The organism is Streptomyces sp. NPDC043854, from assembly GCF_056436005.1.
Window position 1 is genome coordinate 39515 of the sequence record NZ_JBWKDK010000035.1, and the last position, 21880, is coordinate 61394.

The 21880-nt window shown below is 70.5% G+C and carries 17 protein-coding genes; 3 read left to right on the forward strand and 14 right to left on the reverse strand.

The genetic code is table 11. The features are described from left to right. Positions 1-57: 57 nt before the first annotated feature. From AC068A_RS26865 to kdpF, 5 genes are all read right to left on the reverse strand, one after another. On the reverse strand, positions 58-741 hold the full coding sequence (locus tag AC068A_RS26865; protein ID WP_478588816.1) for a response regulator: 684 nt from the start codon (positions 739-741) through the stop codon (positions 58-60). A gap of 98 nt (positions 742-839) precedes the next feature. Continuing rightward, complete coding sequence (locus AC068A_RS26870) at positions 840-1556, reverse strand: potassium-transporting ATPase subunit C (RefSeq protein WP_478588817.1); 717 nt, start codon at positions 1554-1556, stop codon at positions 840-842. Positions 1557-1561: 5 nt separating this feature from the next. After that, on the reverse strand, positions 1562-3670 hold the full coding sequence (gene kdpB / locus AC068A_RS26875; RefSeq protein WP_478588818.1) for a potassium-transporting ATPase subunit KdpB: 2109 nt from the start codon (positions 3668-3670) through the stop codon (positions 1562-1564). Beyond that, positions 3667-5331, reverse strand: coding sequence for a potassium-transporting ATPase subunit KdpA (kdpA, locus tag AC068A_RS26880; protein ID WP_478588819.1), 1665 nt, complete (start codon positions 5329-5331; stop codon positions 3667-3669). Before kdpA ends, kdpB (AC068A_RS26875) begins: the two co-directional genes overlap by 4 nt. 4 nt (positions 5332-5335) lie before the next feature. Then, a complete protein-coding gene (gene kdpF, locus AC068A_RS26885; protein ID WP_401191907.1) occupies positions 5336-5425 on the reverse strand; it encodes a K(+)-transporting ATPase subunit F in 90 nt (29 codons plus the stop codon). A gap of 398 nt (positions 5426-5823) precedes the next feature. Between kdpF and AC068A_RS26890 the strand changes: the two genes are divergently transcribed. Together AC068A_RS26890 and kdpB (AC068A_RS26895) are read left to right on the forward strand one after the other, a co-directional pair. After that, positions 5824-7692, forward strand: coding sequence for an APC family permease (locus tag AC068A_RS26890; RefSeq protein WP_478588820.1), 1869 nt, complete (start codon positions 5824-5826; stop codon positions 7690-7692). Positions 7693-7966: 274 nt separating this feature from the next. Beyond that, positions 7967-10117: a potassium-transporting ATPase subunit KdpB gene (gene kdpB / locus AC068A_RS26895; protein WP_478588821.1), complete on the forward strand. Its 2151-nt coding sequence runs from the start codon at positions 7967-7969 to the stop codon at positions 10115-10117. 34 nt (positions 10118-10151) lie between these two features. On the opposite strand, the gene AC068A_RS26900 is transcribed toward kdpB (AC068A_RS26895), so the two are convergent. The 9 genes from AC068A_RS26900 to AC068A_RS26940 all read right to left on the reverse strand — a co-directional run bounded on the left by AC068A_RS26900 (position 10152) and on the right by AC068A_RS26940 (position 19876). Next, complete coding sequence (locus tag AC068A_RS26900) at positions 10152-12134, reverse strand: APC family permease (protein ID WP_478588841.1); 1983 nt, start codon at positions 12132-12134, stop codon at positions 10152-10154. 172 nt (positions 12135-12306) lie between these two features. Further along, on the reverse strand, positions 12307-12522 hold the full coding sequence (locus tag AC068A_RS26905; RefSeq protein ID WP_478588822.1) for a ferredoxin: 216 nt from the start codon (positions 12520-12522) through the stop codon (positions 12307-12309). 4 nt (positions 12523-12526) lie between these two features. Beyond that, complete coding sequence (locus tag AC068A_RS26910) at positions 12527-13762, reverse strand: cytochrome P450 (protein WP_478588823.1); 1236 nt, start codon at positions 13760-13762, stop codon at positions 12527-12529. Between the two features lie 53 nt (positions 13763-13815). Continuing rightward, on the reverse strand, positions 13816-14607 hold the full coding sequence (locus AC068A_RS26915) for an ABC transporter permease (RefSeq protein WP_478588824.1): 792 nt from the start codon (positions 14605-14607) through the stop codon (positions 13816-13818). After that, positions 14604-15575 carry an ATP-binding cassette domain-containing protein gene (locus AC068A_RS26920; RefSeq protein WP_478588825.1) on the reverse strand — a complete coding sequence of 324 codons (972 nt, stop codon included), beginning with the start codon at positions 15573-15575 and terminating at the stop codon, positions 14604-14606. The genes AC068A_RS26915 and AC068A_RS26920 overlap by 4 nt, the downstream gene beginning before the upstream one ends. A gap of 161 nt (positions 15576-15736) precedes the next feature. Next, positions 15737-16573 carry a DUF4097 family beta strand repeat-containing protein gene (locus AC068A_RS26925; RefSeq protein WP_478588826.1) on the reverse strand — a complete coding sequence of 279 codons (837 nt, stop codon included), beginning with the start codon at positions 16571-16573 and terminating at the stop codon, positions 15737-15739. An 80-nt stretch (positions 16574-16653) separates the two neighbouring features. Next, positions 16654-17190 (reverse strand): hypothetical protein, encoded by a 537-nt coding sequence (locus AC068A_RS26930; RefSeq protein WP_478588827.1) that lies wholly within the window; start codon positions 17188-17190, stop codon positions 16654-16656. Between the two features lie 146 nt (positions 17191-17336). Further along, positions 17337-18515, reverse strand: coding sequence for a M6 family metalloprotease domain-containing protein (locus AC068A_RS26935; RefSeq protein WP_478588828.1), 1179 nt, complete (start codon positions 18513-18515; stop codon positions 17337-17339). Positions 18516-18610: 95 nt separating this feature from the next. Then, entirely contained in the window at positions 18611-19876 is a 1266-nt protein-coding gene (locus AC068A_RS26940) for an alpha/beta fold hydrolase (RefSeq protein WP_478588829.1), read from the reverse strand. A gap of 212 nt (positions 19877-20088) precedes the next feature. Here AC068A_RS26940 and AC068A_RS26945 point away from each other — a divergent pair, with 212 nt between their 5' ends. Next, positions 20089-21843, forward strand: a complete 1755-nt coding sequence (locus tag AC068A_RS26945; RefSeq protein ID WP_478588830.1) for an ABC transporter substrate-binding protein — start codon at positions 20089-20091, stop codon at positions 21841-21843. The last annotated feature ends 37 nt before the right edge of the window (positions 21844-21880 follow it).

Genomic DNA, 21880 nt, shown 5'->3' on the forward strand with positions numbered 1-21880 from the left:
TGTGCTTGGGGTGCTGGAGTTACCTGAGGTGCTGCGGGCCAGACGATCAGGTCCTGGTCAGGACTCGAAGCGGTACCCCATACCCGGTTCGGTGATCAGGTATCGGGGCCGTGACGGGTCCGGCTCCAGTTTGCGCCTGAGCTGGGCCATGTACACGCGCAGGTAGTTGGTGTTCTCCGAGTACGTGGGCCCCCAGACCTCCAGGAGCAGCCTGCGCTGGCTGACCAGGTGACCGGGGTGGGTGACGAGGATCTCCAGCAGGTGCCACTCGGTCGGAGTCAGCCGTACGGTGCGCTCGCCGCGCCGAACCTTCTTCGCGGCGAGGTCGACGGTGAAGTCCTCGGTGGTGACCACCGCGGGCCGGTCAGCCTGGGCGGGGGCGGGCTCTCGGCGGGTGGCGGCACGGAGCCGGGCCAGCAGCTCGTCCATGCTGAACGGTTTCGTCACGTAGTCGTCCGCGCCGGCGTCCAGCGCCCGCACCTTCTCCTCCGAGGTGTGCCGGGCCGACAGGACCAGGATCGGCACCCTGCTCCAGCCGCGCACGCTCTTGATCACGTCGACCCCGTCCATGTCCGGCAGGCCGAGGTCCAGCAGGATCACGTCGGGCGTACGCGCGGCGGCGAGCCGCAGCGCGTCGGCACCGGTGCCGGCTTCCTCGGCCTCGAACTTCCGGGCCTGAAGGTTGATCTTGAGTGCGCGGACGAGCTGGGGGTCGTCCTCCACCAGGAGCACCCGGGTCATGGGGTGTGCAGCCTTTCCTTCGGTGCGGGCACGGTCGAAGCCGGCGGGACGCGCGGCAGCCGCGTCCCGCCGGTCCAGGGTCCGTGCGACGGGGACCATCAGCGCCCGGTCAGGGCCTTGAGCGCGGTGTTGAGCTCGAGGACGTTGACGCGGGGTTCGCCCATGAAACCGAGGGTCCGGCCCTCGGTGTGGTCCTTGACGAGCTGCTCGACCTGCTTCACGTCGAGCCCGTTCTGCTCGGCGACGCGGTGCACCTGGAGCTCGGCGTAGGCCGGGGAGATGTGCGGGTCCAGGCCGGAACCGGAGGAGGTGACGGCGTCGGCCGGCACGTCCTCGGGCCTGACCTGGTGGCTCGCCGTGGAGTTGTCCGCGACGACCGCGTCCTTGGCTGCGATGACCTGGGCGCAGAGGGTGCCTTCCTTGGCGTCCTTGGTGCACTTGCCGTCGACCGCGCCGTTGTCGGCGGACCGGTTGGTGGCGCCGGAGAGGATGATCGAGTACTGGGTGTTGACACTGTTGGTGCCGAGGCCGTTGGAGGGGCGCGGCTGGAACCACTTCGGGTCCGGCCGGGCCGCCTCTTCCGTGTCGTTCGGGTCTTTCTTCGGCAGGTTGTAGGTCTGTCCGATGAGGGAGGAGCCGACGACCTTGCCGCTGGCGTCCTTGATCTCGGAGCCGTTGGCCTTGTCGTGGAAGAGGACCTGGGCGATCCCGGTGACGGCGAGCGGGTAGAGCACGCCGCAGATGACCGTGAGGACGAGCAGGGCCCGCAGGCCCGCGCCGAGCAGCCGTGCTGCGCTGGATACGGAAGTGTTCATTGCGGTCACCCGATGCCAGGGATGAGGGAGATGAGCAGGTCGATGATCTTGATGCCGATGAACGGGGCGATCAGTCCGCCGAGGCCGTAGAGGCCGAGGTTGCGGCGCAGCATCTTGTCGGCGCTGGTGGGCTTGTACTGGACGCCCTTCAGGGCGAGCGGCACGAGCGCAACGATGATCAGCGCGTTGAAGATGACGGCGGAGAGGATCGCGGACTCGGGCGAGGCCAGGCCCATGATGTTGAGCTTGTCCAGGCCCGGGTAGGCGACCGCGAACATCGCGGGGATGATCGCGAAGTACTTCGCGACGTCGTTGGCGATGGAGAAGGTGGTCAGCGCGCCGCGGGTGATCAGGAGCTGCTTGCCGATCTCTACGATCTCGATGAGCTTGGTCGGGTTGGAGTCGAGGTCCACCATGTTCCCGGCCTCCTTGGCGGCCGAGGTGCCGGTGTTCATAGCCACGCCCACATCCGCCTGGGCCAGGGCCGGGGCGTCGTTGGTGCCGTCGCCGGTCATGGCGACGAGCTTGCCGCCGGCCTGCTCCCGCTTGATCAGGGCCATCTTGTCCTCGGGGGTGGCCTCGGCGAGGAAGTCGTCGACGCCGGCCTCCTCGGCGATGGCCTTGGCCGTCAGCGGGTTGTCACCCGTGATCATGACGGTCTTGATGCCCATGCGGCGCAGTTCCTCGAACCGCTCCCGCATGCCCTCCTTGACCACGTCCTTGAGGTGGATGACACCCAGGATCCGGGCGCCCTCCGCGTCCTCGACGGCCACGAGCAGCGGGGTGCCGCCGGCCTCGGAGATGGTGTCGGCGAGGGAGCCCGCCTCGTCGGTGACCTGGCCTCCCTGCTCCTTCACCCAGGTGATGACCGAGCCGGCCGCGCCCTTGCGGATCTTCTTCCCGTCCACGTCCACACCCGACATGCGGGTCTGGGCGGTGAAGGCCACCCACTCGGCGTGGGCGAGCTCGCCCTGGTGCCGCTCGCGCAGCCCGTACCTCTCCTTGGCGAGGACCACGATGGAGCGGCCCTCGGGGGTCTCGTCGGCCAGCGAGGACAGCTGCGCGGCGTCGGCGACCTCGGCCTGCGTGGTGCCCTTGACCGGTACGAACTCGGCGGCCTGCCGGTTGCCGAGGGTGATGGTGCCCGTCTTGTCCAGCAGCAGCGTGGACACGTCGCCGGCCGCTTCCACAGCCCGGCCCGACATGGCGAGCACATTGCGCTGCACGAGGCGGTCCATGCCGGCGATGCCGATCGCCGAGAGCAGCGCGCCGATCGTGGTGGGGATCAGGCAGACCAGCAGCGCGGTCAGCACGATGAGCGAGGTCTGCTCGTCGGCCCTGGCATAGATGGCGAACGGCTTCAGCGTCACGACCGCGAGCAGGAACACGATGGTGAGGGACGCCAGCAGGATGTTGAGCGCGATCTCGTTCGGCGTCTTCTGCCGGGCGGCGCCCTCCACCAGGTTGATCATCCGGTCGATGAAGGTCTCGCCCGGCTTGGTGGTGATCTTGATGACGATCCGGTCGGAGAGGACCTTCGTGCCGCCGGTCACGGCCGAGCGGTCGCCGCCGGACTCCCGGATGACCGGAGCGGACTCACCGGTGATCGCGGATTCGTCGACGGAGGCGACGCCCTCGACGACGTCACCGTCGCCGGGGATGATGTCGCCGGCCTCGCAGACCACCAGGTCGCCGATGCGCAGCTTGGTGCCGGGTACCGATTCCTCGCTCTTGCCGTCCTTGGTCAGGCGGCGGGCGACGGAATCGGTTTTGGCCTTGCGCAGGGTGTCGGCCTGGGCCTTGCCGCGGCCCTCGGCCACGGCCTCGGCCAGGTTCGCGAAGATCGTGGTGAGCCACAGCCAGATCGTGATCGCCCAGCCGAACCAGTCCGTCGGATCCTTGATCGCCAGCACGGTCGTGACCACGGAGCCGACCAGCACCACGAACATGACCGGGGACTTGACCATCACCCGCGGGTCGAGCTTGCGGATCGCGTCCGGGAAGGACTTCAGCAACTGCCCGGGATCGAAGAGGCCACCACCGACCCGTCCGGTGGGCTTGTGACCCGTGGGCGCGTCATGGTGCGGCGCCCGGGTGGGAGTGGTGGTGCTCATGAGGCGAGCCCTTCAGCAAGCGGACCCAGCGCGAGCGCGGGGAAGTAGGTCAGACCGGTGACGATGAGGATGGTGCCGACGAGCAGCCCGGCGTAGAGGGGCTTGTCGGTGCGCAGGGTGCCGGCCGTCTCCGGTACGGGCTTCTGCTCGGCGAGCGAGCCGGCCAGGGCCAGGACGAACACCATGGGCAGGAAGCGGCCCAGCAGCATGGCGATGCCGATGGTCGAGTTGAACCACTGGGTGTCGGCGTTGAGTCCGGCGAAGGCCGAGCCGTTGTTGTTGGCGCCCGAGGTGTAGGCGTAGAGGATTTCCGAGAAGCCGTGCGCGCCGGAGTTCGTCATCGAGTTGGCGGGGGTGTCCAGGGCCATCGCGGCGGCGGTGAAGCCGAGGACCAGGGCCGGGGTGATGAGGATGTAGCAGGCGGCGAACTTGATCTCGCGGGTGCCGATCTTCTTGCCCAGGTACTCCGGCGTACGGCCGACCATCAGGCCCGCGATGAACACCGCGATGATGGCCATGATCAGCATGCCGTAGAGGCCGGAGCCGACACCGCCGGGCGCGATCTCGCCCAGCTGCATGCCCAGCAGCTGGATGCCGCCGCCGAAGCCGGTGTAGGAGGAGTGGAAGGAGTTGACCGCACCGGTCGAGGTCAGCGTGGTGGCGACCGAGAAGATCGATGAGGCACCGATCCCGAACCGGGTCTCCTTGCCCTCCATCGCCCCGCCCGCGACCTCGAAGGCCGGACCCTTGCCGGCGAACTCGGTCCACATCATCAGCGCGGTGAAGCCGATCCAGATGACCGCCATGGCGGCGAGGATCGCGTAGCCCTGCTTGACGCTGCCGACCATCTTGCCGAACGTCCGGGTCAGGGAGAACGGGATCACCAGGATCAGGAAAATCTCGAACAGGTTCGAGAACGGGTTCGGGTTCTCGAAGGGGTGGGCGGAGTTGGCGTTGAAGTAGCCGCCGCCGTTGGTACCGAGCTCCTTGATGACCTCCTGCGAGGCCACCGCCCCGCCGTTCCACTGCTGCGAGCCGCCCGTGAACTGCCCGACCTCGTGGATCCCGGCAAAGTTCTGGATCGCACCGCACGCCACCAGGACGATCGCGCCGAGCACGGCGATGGGCAGCAGGATGCGGACGGTGCCGCGCACCAGGTCGGCCCAGAAGTTGCCGAGCTCACCGGTGCGCGAGCGGGCGAAGCCCCGTACGAGGGCCACCGCGACGGCCATGCCGACGGCCGCGGAGACGAAGTTCTGCACCGCGAGGCCGCCGGTCTGCACGACATGGCCCATGGCCTGCTCGCCGTAGTACGACTGCCAGTTCGTGTTCGCCACGAACGACGCGGCGGTGTTGAAGGCCTGGTCCGGGTCGATCGAGGCGAACCCGAGCGAGCCGGGGAGGGAACCCTGCAGCCGCTGCAGGGCGTAGAGGAACAGGACGCCCACTGCGGAGAAGGCCAGGACGCCGCGCAGGTAGGCAGGCCAGCGCATCTCGACGGAGGAGTTCGCGCCGATCGCCTTGTAGATCCACTTCTCCGGGGCGTAATGCCTCTCGGAGGAGTAGACCCGGGCCATGTAGTCGCCCAGCGGGCGGTACACGAGGGCCAGGGCGCCGATCAGGGCGAGCAACTGGAGCACGCCGGCGGTTTGGGGACTCATCTGCTCAGAACCTCTCCGGCTTGACGAGGGCGAGGACGAGGTACCCCAGCAGGGCGACGGCGACCGCGAGGCCGACGATGTTCTCGACGGTCACAGCTTCGCCACCCCTCGGGCGATGAGTGCCACCAGCGCGAAGACCGCGCCCGTGGTGACGACGAAGGCCAGATCGGCCATCGTGAGCTCCTGGAATGAAGTGATGAAATGGATTCGGCCGTGTGGCCGCGGAACATCTCACCCCCTCCGCTCCCGCGCGTTAAGAGACCTTGACGAGGTCCATACGGGAGCCGGGGAACCTTTAACGGGACTCTGACGCCGGAGCCGGCTGTGCGGGGCCGCACCTGCCCCCGGCCAGGGCGGCAGCCACGCCGGCTCCCGCATATGGAGGGCGTGAAGAGTGGCCCGGCGTGCGTATGGAGGCCGTCAAGGGCGCTGGTCGGCGGGGATCGCTGCCGGGACGCTGTCCTCACTTTGTCCCTACGGAGGAACCGGCACATGGCCATACACACGGGTAAACCCGCCGCAGCGAGCGACACCGCCGAGGAGCCGCCCGATACCGGCGGGCAGGCCGCCGACCGCCACCGGCTCACCGCCACCCAGGGCCTGGCCGCGCTGTCCCTGGACGCCATGGCCTCGGTGGCCTACGGACCCGAGTCGATCGTGCTGGTCCTGGCCGCGGCCGGGGTGTACGGGCTCGGCTTCACCCTGCCCGTCACCCTCGCCATCGCCGCCCTGCTGGCCGTACTGGTGGCCTCGTACCGGCAGGTCATCGCGGCCTTCCCCGACGGCGGCGGCTCCTATGCCGTCGCCAAACGGCACCTCGGGCGGCGGACGAGCCTGGTGGCGGCGGCCTCGCTCATCCTCGACTACGTGCTCAACGTGGCCGTCTCCGTCACCGCCGGCGTCGCCGCGCTGACCTCGGCCTTCCCGGAGCTGTACGGCGAGCGGGTGTGGATCTGCCTGGGCGTCCTGGCCCTGGTCACCGCCGTGAACCTGCGCGGGGTCGTCGATTCGGCCAAGGCGTTCCTGGTGCCGACCGCCTTGTTCGTCGGCTCGATCCTCGCGATGATCGCCGCAGGACTGTTCCGGGACGCCCCGGGCAGCACCGCCTCCGCCGCAGGACACGCCTCCGCCCTCGGAGAGGGCGCCACCGCCGTCGGTGCCCTGCTGCTGCTCAAGGCGTTCGCGGCCGGCTGCTCCGCCCTCACCGGTGTGGAGGCCGTCGCCAACGCCGTGCCCGCCTTCCGCGCCCCAGCCGCACGGCGGGCCCAGCGCACCGAGGTCGCGCTCGGCGCCCTGCTCGGCGTGATGCTGATCGGCCTGTCCGTCCTCATCGGCCGGTTCCACCTCCAGCCGGTCGAGGGCGTCACCGTCCTCGCCCAGCTCGCCGACGCCTCCTTCGGCCACAACGCCGCCTTCTACGTCGTCCAGTTCGCCACCATGGTGCTGCTGGCGCTCGCCGCGAACACCTCCTTCGGCGGCCTGCCGGTGCTGATGAGCCTGCTGGCCCGCGACAACCACCTGCCGCACGTCTTCGCGCTCAAGGCCGACCGGCAGGTCCACCGGCACGGCGTGGCCTGGCTGGCACTCGTGTCCGCCGCCCTGCTCCTCCTGTCCGGCGGCGACACCAACACCCTCGTCCCCCTGTTCGCCATCGGCGTCTTCGTCGGCTTCACCATCTGCCAGGTGGGCATGGTCCGGCACTGGTACGCCGAACGGCGCGCCGGATGGGCCGCCAAGGCAGCGCTCAACGGCTTCGGCGCACTGCTGACCGGCGTGTCGGCGGTCGTCGTCACCGCCACCAAGTTCACCGAGGGCGCCTGGCTGATCGCCCTCGCCCTCCCCCTGCTGGTGCTCTCCATGGAGCGGGTCGGCCGCGAATACGACGGCATCGGCGAACGCCTGGAACTCGGCCGCATCCCGCAGCCGCCCCGCCGCACCCGCTCGCTGGTCGTCGTACCGGTCGCCGGCCTGTCCAAGCTGACGTGCCAGGCCCTGACCGCCGCTCGCTCCCTCGGCGACGAGGTCCTCGCCATGACGGTCACGCACAGCGCGCCCGAAGACCGGGCGGCAGCCGAAACACTCCGCCGCGACTGGGAGTTGTGGAACCCGGGCGTCGAACTCGTCGAAATCGCCTCCCCGACCCGCTCGCTGGGCCGGCCGGTATCCGCGTACGTCAACGACCTCACCCGGGCCCGGCCCGGCACCCAGGTCACCGTCCTCATCCCGGAGACCGAACCGGCCCGCCTGTGGCAGCGCCTCCTGCAGAACCAGCGCGGCTCGGTCCTCGCCCACGCCGTGCGCCGGGACACCGACGCGGTGATCTGCCGGCTCCGCTTCCGGGTCTCGGGGCAGCCGCGTTGACGGACTTCTGACGCGTCCCTGACGCGAAGCCGTACACGGCCGTCAAGAGCACACCAATTCTGCTGCCCGCACGGGTATTACGAGCAATGGGGCCGGTAGGTTCCTGCCCGTTCCCGCCGCCGGGGGCCCCGACCCGCATGACGACAGCCGAGGGGGCCCATGCCGCAAAGGGCCCCGGCGGCGGCACGCGAGCGCCCCGCGACGCCCCGGGCGTCCCGTTGGCCGCAGCGCCCGCCCTCTCCCCGACCACCACCACCCGAGGTTGTCATTCCCGATGTCTCCCGCCGCCGCACAGCACACTCCCCCGGGCCTGGAGAGCCCGACTCCGCCACCGGTCACCCGGCCGCCCCGCAGACGCCCCGGCAGGGCGCCCCTCCTGGAGCCCGAGCGGCTCGCCGAGTCGTGGCGCGAGGCCGTACGCAAACTCCACCCCCGCGAACTGGCCCGGAAGCCGGTGCTGTTCACCGTCGCCGCCGGCTCCGTCCTCACGACCCTCTCCGCGCTGCTGAACCCGTCCGTGTTCACCTGGGTGATCAGTGTGTGGCTCTGGCTGACCGTCCTCTTCGCCAACCTCGCGGAGGCGGTGGCCGAGGGGCGCGGGCGCGCCCAGGCCGCCTCGCTGCGCAAGGCGCGTACGGACACCGTCGCCCTGCGGATCAAGCACTGGACGTACGGGACGAACCTGCGCCGGGCGGAGATCGAAGCGGTCACTCCGGCCGAGCTCCAGCCCATGGACTTCGTCCTCGTCGAGGCGGGCGAGTCGATCCCGGCCGACGGGGACGTCGTCGACGGCGCGGCGATGGTCGACGAGTCGGCCGTCACGGGTGAATCGGCCCCGGTCCTGCGCGAGTCGGGCGGCGACAGGTCCGGGGTGACAGGGGGCACCACGGTGCTGTCCGACTCGATCGTCGTCCGGGTCTCCTCCCGCCCCGGAAACAGCTTCCTGGACCGCATGATCGCCCTGGTGGAAGGCGCGTCCCGGCAGAAGACCCCGAACGAGATCGGCCTGAACATCCTGCTGGCCGCCCTCACCGTGGTCTTCATCCTGGTGGTCATCAGCCTCCAGCCGATGGCGGGCTACGCGAAGGCCGCCCAGTCCACCACCGTCCTGGTCGCCCTGCTGGTCACCCTCATCCCGACCACCATCGGCGCCCTGCTCTCCGCGATCGGCATCGCGGGCATGGACCGCCTGGTGCAGCGCAACGTCCTGGCCATGTCGGGACGGGCGGTCGAGGCCGCCGGCGACATCAACACCCTGCTGCTGGACAAGACCGGCACCATCACCCTCGGCAACCGCGAGGCCGTCGAGTTCATCCCGCTGCCCGGCCAGGACCTGAGCAGGCTCGCCGACGCCGCCCAGCTGTCCTCTCTGGCCGACGAGACTCCGGAGGGCCGCTCCGTCGTCGCGCTCGCCCGAACCTACGGCCTCCAGCCCCCGGCCGAGGGCGAGTTGAGCAACCCCCGCTTCGTGGAGTTCAGCGCGAAGACCCGCATGAGCGGGGTCAACCTGAGCTGGCCGGGCGGTGCCGGGGTCGCCATCCGCAAGGGCGCGGCGGCCCAGGTCGCCGAATGGGTGGTGATGCGCGGCGGCACCGTGCCGGCCGAGGCAGCCGAATGGTCGGCGGCCGTGTCCGCCTCCGGCGGCACGCCCCTGCTGGTGGCCGTCCACGACTGGGACGGCCCGCGAGTGCTGGGCATCGTCCACCTCAAGGACGTCGTCAAGGACGGCATCCGCGAACGCTTCGCCGAGCTGCGCCGCATGGGCATCCGCACGGTCATGGTCACCGGTGACAACCCGCTCACCGCCAGGGCCATCGCGGCCGAGGCCGGGGTGGACGAGTACCTGGCCGAGGCCGCCCCCGAGGACAAGCTCGCCCTCATCCGGCGGGAGCAGGCCGGCGGCAAGCTCGTCGCCATGACCGGCGACGGCACCAACGACGCCCCGGCCCTGGCCCAGGCGGATGTGGGCGTGGCCATGAACACCGGCACCTCGGCCGCCAAGGAGGCCGGGAACATGGTGGACCTGGACTCCAACCCGACCAAGCTCATCGAGATCGTCGAGATCGGCAAGCAGCTCCTCATCACCCGCGGGGCCCTGACCACCTTCTCGATCACCAACGACGTGGCGAAGTACTTCGCGATCATCCCCGCGATGTTCACGGCCGCCTACCCGGGCCTGGAAGCCCTGAACGTCATGGGCCTGCACAGCCCGCAGTCCGCGATCACCTCGGCGATCATCTTCAACGCCCTGATCATCGTCGCGCTGATCCCGCTGGCCCTGCGCGGCGTCCGCTACAAGCCCGCCTCCGCCCACGACCTGCTCCGCCGCAACCTCGCTGTCTACGGCCTCGGCGGCCTGATCCTGCCCTTCGTCGGCATCAAACTCATCGACCTGGTGGTCTCGACCGTACCCGGCATCGGATGACCCTTCGCCGCACGGTCGGGAGCCGCGGGGCGGGTCAGCCGCCGACGTGGATGCCGGGGCGGCGGTCGGGGTCGGGTTCGTGGCTGCGGATGATCTCGCGGGTGACGGGGGCGGTGTCGCCGCGGCCGAGGAGGAAGTAGCGGAACATGTGGAGCAGCGGGCTGCCTTCGGCCCAGGCGAAGTAGCAGTGCGGCTTGACCCCGGTGGAGTCGCGCAGGGCGAGCAGGATGGCGGCGATGGCGTTCGGGGCGGCCGGGGCCTCGGCGCGGAGGATGCGGTGGGTACCGACTTGGACGCCCTGGACGGTGAGCGTGTCGCTGAAGTCGGAGGGGTCGACCACGTCGATTTCCAGGAACAGCACGTCGGCACGGCCGGGAACGGGGTTGGTGCCGCGCTGTTCGTGTTCCTTGGCCGCGTACTCGGCTTCGTCGCCGGCTTGGCGCCGGTTGGCGATGATGTTGATGGCGTTGTCGTAGGCGAGGGTATCGGTCAGGAAGCGGCGGGCGTCGGCATCGAAGACGAGTCGGTCGGCGCGCAGCTCGGTGGTGCGGGAGACGCGTGAGATCAGTGAGACGGTGACGATCCCGAGGATGAACATGCCGGAGATGGCGATGCCGTCGGGCTTGTCGATGATGTTGGCGACCAGGGCGTAGAGCAGGATCGCGGTGAGGACGGCGAATCCTGCGGCCGCGGCGCGTCGGCGGCGCCGTACGACGGAGACGGTGACGGCGAAGGCGCCGGAGACCATCATGGCCAGGATGCCGGTGGCGTAGGCGCCGGCCTGCTTGTCGACGTCGGCGTCGAAGGCGATGGTGATGACGATGCAGACGGCGGTGTAGACGATCACGACCGGGCGGACGGCGCGCCCCCATTCGGGGGCCATGCCGTAGCCGGGCAGGTACCGGGGCACGATGTTGACCAGCCCGGCCATCGCCGAGGCGCCTGCGAACCACAGGATGAGGATGGTGCTGATGTCGTAGACGGTGCCGAACCCCTCCCCGACGTGCTCGTGGGCGAGCCAGGCCAGTGCCCTGCCGTTGGCCGCGCCGCCGGGCTCGAACTGCTCGTGGGGGATGAGGACGGTGGTGACGAAGCTCGCGGCCAGCAGATAGACGCTCATGATGAGCGCGGCCACGGTGAGCAGCCGGCGGGTGTTGCGGATCCGGGAGCGCAGGCGCTGTTCGGCATCCGTGCCCTCCGCGGCCACCAGCGGCATCATGCTCACCCCCGTCTCGAACCCGGACAGGCCCAGCACCAGCAGCGGGAACGCCAGCAGGGCCGGGCCCAGGAGGTCGCCGAAGCCTCCCCCGCCCGCGGCGAGGGCGTCGGTCCAGGCCGAAACGGCTTGCGGGGTGCTGAACACGTCGGCCAGGGCGACGGCGATGACGATGGCGTTGAGCGCGAGGAACACGGCCACCAGGGGGATGGCCACCTTGACGGCTTCGCTGAACCCGAGGAGGAACACCCCGCCGAGGACCAGTAGCAGGGCCACCGTGAGGGCGACCTCGTGGCCGTGCAGGGCCTGGGGGAAGAAGGGGTTCTCCACCACGTGGACGGAGGCGTCCGCGGTGGACAGGGTGATGGTGATGATCCACGAGGTGGCGACGAAGCCGAGCAGGACCAGCACGAACAGCTTGCCCCACCAGAACGGCAGCAGGTCCTCCAGCATCGCCACCGACCCGGCCCCGTGCGGACTCTCCTGTGCGACGCGCCGGTACATCGGCAGCATGCCCAGCAGGGTCAGTGCCACGATGAGCAGGGTGGCCAGGGGTGAGACGGCGCCGGCGGCCAGCGCGGCGATCGCCGGCACGTAGGCCAGGCTGGAGAAGTAGTCGACGCCGGTCAGGCACATCACCTTCCACCAGGCGTGCGGCTCGACGTGTCCCTCACCCGCCGCCGGCCCGACCGGCTGCACCTGGTGGTGCAGCAGCCAGCGTGCGAAAGGGCCGCCGGGCTCTGCCCGGAGAGCGGGACTGTCCACGACCTCGGGCACGAGGGGTTCGTCGGCGTCCTTCATATCCGCCATCTGCCTTTCCGTCATCACCGCAGCCCACCGGCCGGATCCGGCGACGCCACACGAGCACTGAGTATGCGTCCTGAGCCGAGCCGTTCGGCGCAGGACGACACGCCCCGCCACTCCTCGTCGCCGTATCCGAGCCGCCCCGGGCTGCTGCGCCTGGAGGGGGCGCCTACGAGGCAGCGGAGGTTCCCTGCGCCGTGGCGGTGATGACCGCAGCGGGGCACGAACCGGCGGCGGCACGGACCGCCGCGTGCCACTCCTGAGGCGGGCGGGCGTCCAGTAGGACGACCAGGCCCCCGTCCTCGTCCTGGTCGAAGACCCCGGGGGCGGTCAGAGCGCACATTCCGGCGCCGACGCAACGGTCGCGGTCGACATGGACGTCCACGGGATCAGTCCTCGTCCCAGGTGACCGGAAGCCGGTGGACGCCGTAGATGTTCATGTTCGTCCGCAGCGGCACCTCGTCGGCCGGGATGTCGAGGCGCAGTGTCGGGAACCGCCGCAGCAGCGCGGGCAGGGCGACCGTCAGCTCGACGCGGGCCAGTTGCTGGCCCAGGCACTGGTGGATGCCGTGCCCGAAGCCCAGATGGCCGGTGGCCTTGCGGTGCAGGTCGAGGACGTCCGGGTCGGGGAACCGCTCCGGGTCCCGGTTCGCGGCCTCCAGCGAGATGGTGACGCTCTCCCCCGCCTTGATCACCTGCCCGTTCAGCTCGACGTCCTCCAGCGCGGACTTCACGCTGGTGTGGGCGATGGTCAGGTAGCGCATCAGCTCCTCGACGGCCTGCGGGGCGAGCTCCGGTTCCCTGCGCAGGGTCTCGGCCTCGGCCGGGTTGCCGAGCAGCGCGAACGTGCCGTGGGCGATCATGTTGGCGGTGGTGTCGAGCCCGGCGCCGAGCAGGAAGGCGCCGACGCCGATCAGTTCCCCGTCGGTGAGATCGGAGTCCCGGGCCAGGTCCCCGAGCAGGTCGTCGGAAGGTTCGGCGCGCTTGGCGGCGACCAGTTCCGCCATGTACTCCTGGAGCCCGACCATGGCGGCGTACCTGTCCTCGGGTGTCACGTCCATGGCCAACAGCGTCTCGGCGTGGCCCTGGAAGCGCTCGCGGTCCTCGTAGGGGACACCGAGCAGCTCGCAGATCATCAGTGCGGGGACGGGCCGCGCGAACGCCTCGACCAGGTCGGTGCCGGGCCCCCGACGCTCCAGCGCGTCCAGGTGCTCGGCGGTGATCTCCCGTATGCGTTCGGTGAGTTGACGCATCCGGCGGACGGTGAACCTGCCCGCGAGGAGCCGTCGGAAGCGGGTGTGCTCGGGCGCGTCCATCCCGGTCATGTCGCCGACGGGGGCGGGCTGCAGCGGGCCCTCGGGCCCACCGGGGAAGGGGTAGTGCATCAGCTCGTACCGGGAGCTGAATCGGGTGTCGCCCATGATCGCACGGACTGTGGAGTATCCGGTGGCCAGCCAGCCGACGTGCCCGTCCGGGTAGGTCATACGGGTCAGTGGGCTCTGCTCGCGCAGCTCCTCCAACCGGGCGGGCGGGTCGAAGGGGCAGCCGGCGGCGCGCTGCGTGGGGAGAGTGACGGGCTCGGTGGCCGCTGCGTATTCGGGACAGGGTGTCGGTTCGGGCTGCATGGTGTCCTCCGTGGAGAGTGACGTGCGGTGAACTGGGACGTGCGGAGCGGTGCCTACCGGTTGGCGGTGCGGCCGAAGGCGGAGCGCGCCCAGAGGTAGCCGACGAGGGTGAGGCCGAGGCACCAGGCGAGCGCGATGTACGCGCTGTTGCCGATCGCGGTGCCCATCAGCAGGCCGCGCAGGGTCTCGATGACGGGGGTGAAGGGCTGGTACTCGGCGAACCAGCGCAGCCCGGTCGGCATCGAGTCGGTCGGCACGATGGCGCTGCCGAGGAAGGGCAGGAAGGTCAGCGGCAGGGGCGTGTTGCTCGCCGACTCGGGGGTCTTGGACACCAGGCCGATGCCGGCCGACAGCCAGGTCAGCGCAAGGGTGAGCAGGGTCAGGAGCCCGATGGCGGCGATCCACTCGACGGGTGTGGCGTCGGGTCGGTAGCCGATGGCGAGGGCCACGCCGATCACCAGGGCGATGGCGACCAGCGTCTGGATGACGCTGCCGACGACGTGCCCGGTGAGGAACGCGGCGCGGGAGATCGACATCGTACGGAAGCGGTTGACGATGCCCTCGGTCATGTCGACGCAGACGCCGACGGCCGTGGCCACCGCGCCGGCGGTCGCGGCCATCAGGATGATGCCGGGCGCGAGGTAGTCGATGTACTCGCCGCCGCCGGTGGACGCTCCGGAGATGCCGGTGCCCAGGGCGCCGCCGAACGCGTAGTTGAACAGCAGCAGCATCATCATCGGCATGGCGACGACGGAGACGGTCATGGCCGGGTAGCGCAGGGCGTGCTTGAGGTTGCGCCGCAGCATGGTCATCGAGTCGCTGACAGCGTACGAGAGGGCGCTCATCGGGAGTTGTCCTTCAGCGAGTTGGCCTGGCCGGTCAGGGTCAGGAAGACGTCGTCGAGATCGGGGGTGTGCACGGTCAGCGACTCGGCCCGGACCTGGGCGTCGTCCAGGACGTCGAGTACGGCCCGCAGGGTCGGGATGCCGCCGTCGCTGGGGATGCGCAGGGTCAGCGCGTCGGTGTCGCGCGCGGCGGCGCCGAAGTGGTGTGCGGCGGAGTCGAGCTGGTCCGGGTCGGAGAACTGGAGGCGGATGTGGCCGCCGGGGATGAGCCGCTTGAGCTCGTCCGCGGTGCCTTCGGCGACCAGGCGTCCGCGGTCCAGGACGGCGATGCGGTCGGCGAGTTGGTCGGCCTCTTCCAGGTACTGCGTGGTGAGGAAGACGGTCACGCCGTCGTCGACGACCAGGGCGCGGATGATCTCCCACATGGTGCGGCGGCTGCGCGGATCCAGGCCCGTGGTCGGCTCGTCGAGGAAGATGATCCGCGGGTCGCCGACCAGCGTCATGGCCAGGTCGAGCTTGCGGCGCATGCCGCCGGAGAAGGTGGACACCGGCTTCCTGGCGGCCTCCGTCAACTCGAAGCGCTCCAGGAGAGTCGCTGCCCGGTGCCTGCTCTCGCGGCGGGGCAGGTGGTGGAGGTCGGCCATGAGGAGGAGGTTCTCCTCGGCGGTGAGCAGGTTGTCGAGGGCGGCGAACTGGCCGGTGACGCCGATCGCGGCGCGTACGCCGTCGGGCTCGTGCGCCAGGTCGTGGCCGGCGATCCGCGCCGTACCGCCGTCGGGCGTGATGAGCGTGGAGAGGATCTCCACGGTGGTGGTCTTGCCCGCGCCGTTGGGCCCGAGCAGCGCGAAGACCGATCCCTCGGGGATGCTCAGGTCGATGCCGTCGAGGACGACCTTGTCGCCGTACGACTTGCGCAGTCCGAGGGCGGAGATCGCAGGTGAGGTGGTGAGGGTGGGCGTCGCGGTCATGCGGACTCGTCTCCTGTGTCTGTCGTGCGGTGCCGCGCGCACGACAGATCGCCCGTGAGACGTCACGGCGGGGCTCGCCCGGGTCCTGTCATGTGTGCGGCGTCACGCATCTGGTGTGGCTTTCTGGATGGGGGGTTGGGGGGTTGGGGGTGGGGGCGGGGTCAGGCGCGGCGGATCACGATGTCTCCGACGCCGGTACGGGCGTGGATCTCGACGGTCTCCTCGGTGGTGCCGGGGCCTTCGGCGGCACCGAGCGCGTTGCGGACCGTGCCGAACTTGGAGTGGACGTCCAGCCAGGCCGCGGTGGACTCGCGGATGCCGACCTCCACGTCGCCGACGGCGGTGTGGAGGTCGATCACGCCGCGCACCACCTGCTTCACGCTGATCGCACCGCTGGCGGACTTGGCCTCGACCGAGGCGTGCGCGGTGCCGACCGTGATGCGGCCGTTGGAGGCGCTGGCCTTGAGGGCGCCGGTGATCTCGCCGATCGCGGTCTCGCCGTTTCCGTTCTTGACGGTCGCCGCTCCGACGACCTCGCCGACGTCGACCCGGCCCGACCCGTGGATCTCGGCGTCGCCCACGGCCCGGTCGACGCGGATGTCGCCGTGGTCGGTCCGCAGGTTCACGGCGGAAGCCCCGTCGAGCCGGATGTCGCCGAGCGAGGTCCTGATGCGGCACTCGCCGAGCGGTCCCTCGCCGATGTAGTCACCCATGGGGGAGGTGCTGCGGACGTGCGATCCGGCGGGGAGCTCGACCATCACGTCGATCGAACCGTGCTTGCCGAACAGGCCGCGCTTCTTGGGCCCCTTGAGGGCGAGGGTGCCGTTGGCGTACGTGACCGTGGTCTGCTGTGCGACCCGTACGTCGGCATCGTCGGCGCCGTTGCTCGGCAGCACCTCGACGACCGTGTCCTGGCGCTTGCTCGCGGTGATCCGCACGTTGCCGACCTCGAACTCGAGGACCGCGGTGATGGGTTCGGGGGTTTCGTAAGAAGGCATGGCTGTCCCGTCCTCTTGACTCTGGAGTGTGTTTCCGCAGGTGGGGCGGTACTGCGTGACGCGGGAGCGAGGGACTCCGGCTAGCGGACCCAGCCCCGGTAGCCCTGGCCGCGACGCGGGGCGCGGGCGGCCGGACGGTCCGGTCCGCCGCCCGGCTCCAGGGCGATGGCCACCGCCTGTACCAGCCAGGCGTTGACGGACAGGCCCTCCTGGCCGGCCGCGTCCTCCACGCGGGCCTTGAGGTGCGCCGGGAGCCGGAAGTTGATGCGGGCCGTGCCCCCTTCGTCACCGTCCCCGGCGAGTGGCACCACTGGCACCATCGATGGCGCCGGCGACACCACCTCGGGTGCGCCCTCGCCGGGCGCCTCCGGGGCAGGTGGCGCCGTCACCACGAACTCGGGGTCGAGCCCCCGCAGCCGCACGTCCACCGAGCCCGGCGCCAGCTCACGGGTGATCTCGTCCGAGGCGGCGGACAGCGCGTTCAGGAGGGTCAGCCGGGCGGCCGACTCCAGGGGGGCCGTCAGCCGCTCGGCCAGAGCGCGTGCCTCTTCCCCGCCGGCATTGGCGGCGACGGCGAGCTCCTGACGGAGGTGATCAACGTAGGGGGTCAGGTCCATGCCCCCATGATGGCACCACAATGGCGCCACCGCAAGTCATTGTGGCGCCATGCGGCACCTTATGGCGCCGCGTGGCGCCACAAGGTGCCGTGGTGATGTCATGCGAGCCGCCGCATCAGGTGGACGGCGGCCGGCCCGGACCGGAGTCACTCCTTGCTCAGCCGCACCGTGTCTCCCGTCCGCCCGCCCGCGAGGACGTCGATGCGCACGCCGGTCGCGGGGTCGGTGAAGCCCTGTCCGGGCGCGTACGCGGCCAGGTCCAGCGGGGTGCAGCCGGTGGGCGGGGTCGTGGTCGGGTTCGCGTTCATGACCCGCACCGGGCCCTCGCCGGTCGGGGCGGCGGAGTCGACCCGGTAGATGAGGACTCCGGTGGAGCAGGCGGCCGCGTCGTTGTCCCGGGCACGGCGGGATTCCGCCACGTAGGCCGTCGTCTCACCGGTCCGCAGCACGGCGATCTTGGTCCCCCCGGCCCGTTCCACCGAGGTCAGCCGTACCGTTCGGCGCCCGGACGCGGGCAGGCAGGCGACCTGGTCGTCGCGGGTCCAGCCGAGCTTCCAGGAGTGCCAGCCGAGGTATTGCGGGGCGTGGCCGGCGATGTGGCCCATCACGTCCCAGCCGCCCACGTACCGGTGGGTGGCGCCGGTGAACGCGTACAGGTCGGGCAGCCCGAAGGTATGGGCGGTCTCGTGGGCCGCGACCTTGTGGCCCCAGCGCCACATGTCCTGTCCGAAGGTGACGGCCCATTTGACGCGGGTGCCGTCGGCGGTGATGCCGGGCGCCGCCGGGTCGTACAGGTAGGTCGGCGAGAAGGGGATGGCCGTTGCCGTCCTGGTGGGGACGACGTAGACCATGTCGTACCGGGAGAAGTCCGCGTAAGGGTCGGCGGCCGTGATCACGTCGCGGAGGTACCTCTCATGGGCCTCGAAGGTGAGACCGCGCGCGAAGCCGTAAGAAGCGGAGTCGGCGGGCATCCGGATCCAGCGGTGCAGCGAGGTGTTGTCCAGTCGCAGGCGGCCGTAGCTGGCTCGCCTCATCCAGCCGGCGGCCGGGGCGAGATGAGCGGCGTACGGCTCGGTGGAGTCGGTGGCAGGGGCGTCGGGGAAGTCCACGTACAGCGTCAGGACGCGGCGGGTTCCGGTGGCGGGCTGGAACTGGGTCCGGTCGGTGTCGTGGCCCTCGTCCGTCCAGCCGGTCCGGCCGGGGAGGGCGCAGCCGAGGGCGGGGGGCGGCGAGCCGGGGGCGGCGGCCGCGGTGGGGGCGGACAGGCAGGAGATGAGGGCGACGGCCCCGGCGAGCGGCCGCAGGCGGTGGAACGGGGTGGTCATGTCTCTCCCGTCGGAGGCAGGTTGAGGGGACGCGAGGGAGGTGGGACGGAGGTGGGAGGCAGGTGGGAGGCAGGTGGGTGAGAGCCGCGAGGGTCCTACGCGCGCCCCGCGGCCAGGTCCATCAGGCGGGACAGCACGCGGCCGCCGGAGGCGGTGACGCCGTCGTGCTCCCATTCGTTGGTGACCCATACCCGGGTGGCGCCGACCTCGCGCGCGGTGCGCAGGGAGAGCCCGGCGTCCACGTACATGTCGTCGTGGTAGACGAGGGCGGCGAGCGGGACCCGGTTGGCGGCGAGGCGGCGAGGGTCGTACAGCGGTGGCCAGTCGGAGCGTTCGGCGAGCAGGTCGGCGGCGTCGGCGAAGGGGCGCAGGCCATTGATCTCGCGGAACATCCAGGGGTAGATCATTTCTCCGGTGAGCAGGAGGGGGTCGGCGTCCTCGGCGAACTCGGGGAACGCCGCCATGGCCCTGGACGCCGCCCAGCCGGTCGGCCCCGTCCCCTGGCCGTACAGGGTCTCCTGCATGACGGCGAAGAGCGGGTTGTCGGTGAAGCCGGTCAGGGTCATCACCTGGTGCAGGAAGGTGTCGGTCGGCTTCGCCTCCTCGTCGAGGGATTCGTCGAGAAGCCAGTGGATCCGCTCGAAGCCGTCGCCCATGCCGAGGGCGAGGCCGAGCGTGCGCAGGCGGTGGGGGGTGAGCCGGTCTCCGTCGGGCAGGCGCACATCGGTGGCGGCCAGGAGGCGGGCGATCCGGCGCAGCCGGGCGGCGTCTTCGGGGTAGCGGGCGTAGAAGTCGCGGACGCGGTCCCGCACCCGGGGGTAGGTGCGGGCGTAGACGTCGTCGGCGGTGGCCGAGAGGCCGGGCAGGCCGCCGGTCACGTAGCACGCGCGCAGACCTTCGGGGGCCCGGGAGAGATACGTGAGGGTGATGAAGCCGCCGTAGCTCTGGCCGAGGGTCTCCCAGGGCTCGTCGCCGCACAGCTGCCGGCGGATCAGTTCGGCGTCGGCGACGATCGAGTCGGCGCGGAAGTGGCCCAGATGGTCGGCCAGCCGGACCGGTGAGGCGAAGCGGGAGGCCGTCCGGGCGGTGACGGGGGTGGAGCGGCCCGTGCCGCGCTGATCGAGGAGGAGGACCCGGTGGGTCTTGAGGGCCTGGGGCAGCCAGCCGGGTGAACCGGCCGAAGGCCTGGGCGACTTGCCGCCGGGACCGCCTTGCAGATAGAGCAGCCAGGGCAGTTGCCGGCCTGCTTCACGTGCATCGGAGACCTCCCGGGCGAAGATCTGGATGGTCGGACCGTGAGGGGCCGCGTGGTCCAGGGGGACGGTGAAGACGTGGTCGGCGGTCGCGTACGCGGGGTTCATGGGTCCCTTTCGCGGCCGCATGGCCGCACAGTGACGTGGCGCATGACATTGCGCGACAGCATGGCGCGGCCAACGGTGGCCGTGGAGCTCCCACTTGCCCATAACTCCGCGCTATGGGGGCGCGACAATTGTCAGTGCCATTTCACATAACTATGTTATCGGTCACATTCCAGCCTCCTCAGGCTGCCCGACTGTTCACGGAGTGACCCCTGATGAACAAGCGCACTCTCCACGCCGTCGCCACCGCCCTGGCGGCGACCGTCACACTCGGCATGGCCGGCTGCTCCAACGGCAGTCACTCCGGCAGCAGTCAGCAGGACAAGGACTCGAAGAACCCCGCACTCGCCAACGCGGGGGCCACGGTCGGCGGCACTCCGAAGAAGGGCGGCACGCTGACGGTCCTGTCCAACCAGGACTTCACCCACCTCGACCCGGCCCGCAACTGGGTCATCGGCGACATGGACTTCGGCACCCGGCTGCTCTACCGCACGCTGGTGACGTACAAGGCGGAACCGGGCGCGAAGGGCGGAGAGCTGGTCCCCGACCTCGCCGAGGACCTCGGTGTCTCCTCCAACGGCGCCAGGACATGGACCTTCAAGCTCAAGAAGGGCCTCACGTACGAGGACGGCACCCCGATCACCGCTCAGGACGTCAAGTACAACGTGGAGCGGTCCTTCTCGCCCGACCTGCCCGGCGGCCCGGACTACGCCGCCCGCTACCTGGCCGGCGCCGAGGGCTACCGGGGCCCCGCCCAGGGGCAGCACCTCGACTCGGTCAAGACGCCCGACGACCACACGATCGTCTTCGAACTCCGCAAGCCCTTCGCGGAATTCCCCAACGCCACCGTGCTGCCCACCTTCGCCCCGGTGCCCAGGGCACAGGACAAGGGCCCCCAGTACGACAACCGCCCGTTCTCCTCGGGCCCCTACAAGATCGAGTCGTACGACCGGGACAAGCGGCTGGTGCTGGTCCGCAACCCCCACTGGGACCCGGCGACGGACACCGTGCGCAAGGCGTACCCGGACAAGCTGGTCGTGGTGATGGGGCTGAGGGCCAACCAGATCGACGACCGGCTCATCGCCTCGGAGGGCGTGGACGCCTCCGCCGTCTCCTGGGGCAAGCTGCGCCCCGAGAGCACCCCCAAGGTACTCACCAAGGCCGACGTCAGGGAACGGCTGCTGGCCGAGTCCACCAACTGCACCGAGATGGTGCAGATGCACACGGGCCGCGCCCCCTTCGACGACGTCAAGGTCCGGCAGGCCGTGCTGCACGCCCTGGACCGCGAGGCGGTGCTGACCGCCTCGGGCGGCCCGGCCCTCAACGACCCCGCCACCGCCCTCATGCCCGGCTCGCTCTACGGCGGCAAGCAGCCCGACACACTGGGGATCCCGGCCACCGGTGACGTGCAGAGGGCGAAGCAGCTCCTGAAGGAGGCCGGCAAACCGGATGGGATCACCACCCGTATCACCGTCTCCAACGGCGACAAGGGGGTGGCCGAGGCGATCCAGCACTCCCTGGGCCGGGCGGGGATCAAGGTCACGATCGACGCCGTCGACCCGTCGGCCTTCTACGACACCATCGGCGACACCAAGAACCGCAGCGACCTCGTCTACACCGGCTGGTGCCCCGACTACCCCTCCGGCTCCACCTTCCTGCCCTTCCTCTTCGACGGCCGCTACATCAAGGAGAAGGGGAACTCCGGCAATCACTCGCTCTTCCGCGACGAGGCGACGATGAAGCGCATGGACGAGATCGCCGACATGACCGACGCCGCGCAGGCCAACACGGCGTGGCGGCAGCTGGACGGGGAGATCCTCGCCAAGGCTCCGACGGCGCCCGCCGTCATCGAGCGCATGCCGCTGCTGCTCGGCACCAACATCGCCGGCGCCTTCGGCCACACGTCCTTCGGCGGCCAGCTCGACTACGCCACGATCGGGCTCAAGGACCCGGCGAAGAGCAGCAACTGACCCGCGCCCCGCGCAGCGGCCCCCGGCCCCTTGGTGC

Excerpts from the sequence above, each read along its gene's own strand:
- AC068A_RS26865 (WP_478588816.1), bottom strand. The coding sequence starts at position 741 with ATGACCCGGGTGCTCCTGGTGGAGGACGACCCCCAGCTCGTCCGCGCA.
- AC068A_RS26870 (WP_478588817.1), bottom strand. The coding sequence starts at position 1,556 with ATGAACACTTCCGTATCCAGCGCAGCACGGCTGCTCGGCGCGGGCCTG.
- kdpB (WP_478588818.1), bottom strand. The coding sequence starts at position 3,670 with ATGAGCACCACCACTCCCACCCGGGCGCCGCACCATGACGCGCCCACG.
- kdpA (WP_478588819.1), bottom strand. The coding sequence starts at position 5,331 with ATGAGTCCCCAAACCGCCGGCGTGCTCCAGTTGCTCGCCCTGATCGGC.
- AC068A_RS26890 (WP_478588820.1), top strand. The coding sequence starts at position 5,824 with ATGGCCATACACACGGGTAAACCCGCCGCAGCGAGCGACACCGCCGAG.
- kdpB (WP_478588821.1), top strand. The coding sequence starts at position 7,967 with ATGTCTCCCGCCGCCGCACAGCACACTCCCCCGGGCCTGGAGAGCCCG.
- AC068A_RS26900 (WP_478588841.1), bottom strand. The coding sequence starts at position 12,134 with ATGAAGGACGCCGACGAACCCCTCGTGCCCGAGGTCGTGGACAGTCCC.
- AC068A_RS26910 (WP_478588823.1), bottom strand. The coding sequence starts at position 13,762 with ATGCAGCCCGAACCGACACCCTGTCCCGAATACGCAGCGGCCACCGAG.
- AC068A_RS26915 (WP_478588824.1), bottom strand. The coding sequence starts at position 14,607 with ATGAGCGCCCTCTCGTACGCTGTCAGCGACTCGATGACCATGCTGCGG.
- AC068A_RS26920 (WP_478588825.1), bottom strand. The coding sequence starts at position 15,575 with ATGACCGCGACGCCCACCCTCACCACCTCACCTGCGATCTCCGCCCTC.
- AC068A_RS26925 (WP_478588826.1), bottom strand. The coding sequence starts at position 16,573 with ATGCCTTCTTACGAAACCCCCGAACCCATCACCGCGGTCCTCGAGTTC.
- AC068A_RS26930 (WP_478588827.1), bottom strand. The coding sequence starts at position 17,190 with ATGGACCTGACCCCCTACGTTGATCACCTCCGTCAGGAGCTCGCCGTC.
- AC068A_RS26935 (WP_478588828.1), bottom strand. The coding sequence starts at position 18,515 with ATGACCACCCCGTTCCACCGCCTGCGGCCGCTCGCCGGGGCCGTCGCC.
- AC068A_RS26940 (WP_478588829.1), bottom strand. The coding sequence starts at position 19,876 with ATGAACCCCGCGTACGCGACCGCCGACCACGTCTTCACCGTCCCCCTG.
- AC068A_RS26945 (WP_478588830.1), top strand. The coding sequence starts at position 20,089 with ATGAACAAGCGCACTCTCCACGCCGTCGCCACCGCCCTGGCGGCGACC.